Origin of the sequence: Mycobacterium sp. E2462 (genome assembly GCF_001672685.1) — a bacterium.
In the GTDB taxonomy this organism is placed as follows: domain Bacteria; phylum Actinomycetota; class Actinomycetes; order Mycobacteriales; family Mycobacteriaceae; genus Mycobacterium.
Map to the genome: position 1 here is coordinate 1 of NZ_LZKC01000211.1, position 3,388 is coordinate 3,388.

General features: G+C 68.4%; 2 protein-coding genes. Both read right to left on the bottom strand.

Going from position 1 to position 3,388, the window contains the following annotated elements; all coding sequences use genetic code 11:
- Nucleotides 1-1,971: 3-hydroxyacyl-CoA dehydrogenase NAD-binding domain-containing protein (locus A5714_RS10645; protein WP_068285094.1), on the bottom strand; the 1,971-nt coding region annotated here is incomplete at its 3' end.
- Nucleotides 1,972-1,975: 4 nt separating this feature from the next.
- Entirely contained in the window at nucleotides 1,976-3,187 is a 1,212-nt protein-coding gene (locus A5714_RS10650; protein ID WP_068285096.1) for an acetyl-CoA C-acetyltransferase, read from the bottom strand.
- Nucleotides 3,188-3,388: the final 201 nt, after the last annotated feature.

Genomic DNA, 3,388 nt, shown 5'->3' on the forward strand with positions numbered 1-3,388 from the left:
GGCGTCGGCGGTCGACGTCAGCACGCCCTCGTCGAGGCACTTCTGGGTCTCGAGGGCCTCGGCGAACAGCATGCGGTCGATCATGTCCTGCAGCGGCAGCTCGGTGGAACCGGACTTGAACTCCTCGCGCAGGCCCGGCCACAGCCGCGTCCGCTTGCCGTCGACGTACTCGTAGAAGCCCGCGCCCTTGAGCCGCGACGGGCGGCCGAGCTCGATCATCTTCTCGACGACGGCCTCGGCCGGGTGCGGCTCGTAGGTGCCACCCGCGTCCTCGACGCCCTTGCGGCTCGCGGTCGCGATCTTGTGCATCAGCTCCAGGTTGAGCTCGTCGGACAGCTGCAGCGGCGGGGCCGGGTAGCCGGCCTGCGACCCGGCGTGCTCGATGCTGGCGGGCTCGACGCCCTCACCCAGCATCGCCAGCGCCTCGTTGACAAAGGTCCCGATGACCCGGCTGGTGAAAAAGCCGCGGCTATCGTTGACGACGATCGGGGTCTTGCCGATGGCCAGCGTGTAGTCGAACACCCGGGCCAGCGCCTCGTCGGAAGTCTTCTCGCCCCTGATGATTTCGACCAGCGGCATCTTGTCGACCGGGGAGAAGAAGTGGATCCCGATGAAGTCCTCCTGCCGCTTGACGCCGGTCGCCAGACCGGTGATCGGCAGCGTCGAGGTGTTCGACCCGAGCAGCGCGTTGGGTTCGACGATGTCCTCGATCTCCTGGAACACCTTGTGCTTGAGGTCCTGGTTCTCGAACACGGCCTCGATGACGAAGTCGACGCCCTTGAACGCCTCGGGGTCGGCGGCCGGCGTGATGCGGCCCAACAGCGCCTTGCTCTTCTCCTCGGTGGTCTTGCCGCGCTGCAGCGCCTTGGCCTCGAGCTTCTCCGAGTAGCCCTTGCCCTTTTCGGCGGCCTCCAGGCTGACGTCCTTGAGCACCACCTCGTAGCCGGCCTTGGCCGACACGTAGGCGATGCCGGCGCCCATCATGCCCGCGCCCAGCACGCCGATCTTGTTGATCGGGGTCTTGGCGATGCCGTCGGGCCGCGAGCCGCCGCCGTTGATGTGCTGCAGGTCGAAGAAGAACGCCTGGATCATGTTCTTGGCGGTCTGGCCGGTGACCAACTGGGTGAAGTACCGGCTCTCGATGCGGCTGGCCGTGTCGAAGTCCACCTGCGCGCCCTCGACGGCCGCGTCCAAGATGGCCCGCGGTGCCGGCATCGGCGCGCCCTTGAGCTGCTTTTTCAGCAGCGCCGGGAACGACGGCAGGATCGCGGCCAGCCCGGGGCTGGACGGGGTGCCGCCGGGCATCTTGTAGCCCTTGACGTCCCACGGCTGGGTGTGCGAATCGGGGTTGGCCTTGATCCACGCCTTGGCGGCGGGAACCAGCTCCTCGACCGAGCCGACCAGCTCGTCGACCAGGCCGATCTCCTTGGCCTTCGCGGGCTTGAAGCGGGTGCCCTGGGACAAGATGTTCATGAACGCGTTCTGGATACCGAACATCCGCACGGTGCGGGTCACCCCGCCGCCACCGGGCAGCAGGCCCAGCGTCACCTCGGGCAGGCCCAGCTGGCTGCCCTTGACGTCGGCCGCGATGCGGTGATGACACGCCAGCGCGATCTCCAGGCCGCCGCCCAGCGCCGCGCCGTTGATGGCGGCCACCACCGGCTTGCCGAGGGTCTCCAGCGCGCGCAGGTCACGCTTGACCGACTCGACGGTGTCGAACGCCTCGCCGGCGTTCTCCGGTCCGAGGTTGATCATGCCCTTGAGGTCACCGCCGGCGAAGAAGGTCTTCTTCGCGCTGGTGATGACGACGCCGGTGATCGCATCCTTCTCCGCGGCAAGGCGTTCCACGGCGTTGTGCATGGACTCGCTGTAGTGCTCGTTCATCACGTTGGCCGACCCGGTGGGGTCGTCCAGCGTCAGGGTGACGATGCCGTCGTCGTCCTTGTCCCACGCAATAGTGTTCTCCGCCATAGCCTTAAACCCTCTCGATAATGGTGGCGACACCCATGCCGCCGCCGATGCACAGCGTGATCAGCGCGCGACGCGCGTTGCGGCGCTCGAGCTCGTCGACCATGGTTCCGGTGATCATGGCGCCGGTGGCGCCCAGCGGGTGGCCCATCGCGATGGCGCCGCCGTTGACGTTGAGCTTCTCGTCCGGGATGTTGAGGTCCTTCTGGAACTTCAGCACCACCGACGCGAAGGCCTCGTTGAGCTCGAACAGGTCGATGTCGTCGACCGTCAGGCCGGCGCGGTCCAGCACCTTGCGGGTGGCCGGGGTGGGGCCGGTCAGCATGATGACCGGGTCGGAGCCGCTGGTGGCGGTCGCCACGATCCGCGCCCGCGGGGTCAGGCCCTGCGACTTGCCCGCGGCCTCCGAGCCGACCAGCACCAGCGCGGCGCCGTCGACGATGCCGGAGCTGTTGCCGCCGGTGTGGACGTGGTTGATCTTTTCCACCCAGTGGTACTTCTGCAGCGCCACGTCGTCGAAGCCGCCCATCTCACCGACGCCGTCGAACGCGGTCTTGAGCTTGCCCAGGCCCTCCAGCGTGGAGTCCGGCCGCATGTGCTCGTCGTGGTCGAGGATGACCAGGCCGTTCTGGTCGCGCACCGGCACGACCGACTTGGCGAAGTAGCCGCCCGACCACGCGGCGGCCGCCTTTTCCTGCGAGCGCAGCGCGTAGCGGTCGACGTCCTCGCGGGAGAAGCCCTCGAGGGTGGCGATCAGGTCGGCGCCGATGCCCTGCGGGACGAAGCCGAGGCGGTAGTTGGTCTCCGGATCGGTCGCCCAGGCGCCGCCGTCGGAGCCCATCGGGACGCGGCTCATCGACTCGACGCCGCCGGCCAGCACCAGGTCGTCCCAGCCGGACCGCACCTTCTGCGCGGCCGTGTTGACGGCCTCGAGGCCCGACGCGCAGAACCGGTTCAGCTGCACGCCGCCGGTGGTCTCCGGCAGCCCGGCGACCAGCGCCGCGGTGCGGGCGATGTCGCCGCCCTGGTCGCCCACGGGCGAGACCACGCCGAGGATCAGGTCGCTGATCAGGTTTTCGTCGAGGTCGGGGTTGCGCCGGCGCAGCTCGTCGACCAGCCCGACGACCAAGTTGACCGGCTTGACCTCGTTGAGCGACCCGTTGCGCTGCTTGCCGCGCGGGGTGCGGATGGCCTCATAGATGAAAGCTTCTTCGGACATGTGAAGTTCCTGTTCGCAATCTAAGGGTGTGGGTCCGTCTACAGAGTAGGGCCCGATCCACCCTAACAGGGGGCCCGGCCAACCTGTTGGTTGGCCAGGGTCGCCTCACCCGACTCCGCCGCCGCGCGTACCCGAATCGACGTTCGCGCCCCACGGTCGCCGCCGGGCGCCCTAAGCTCAACCAGCATGACGGTGTCGGGG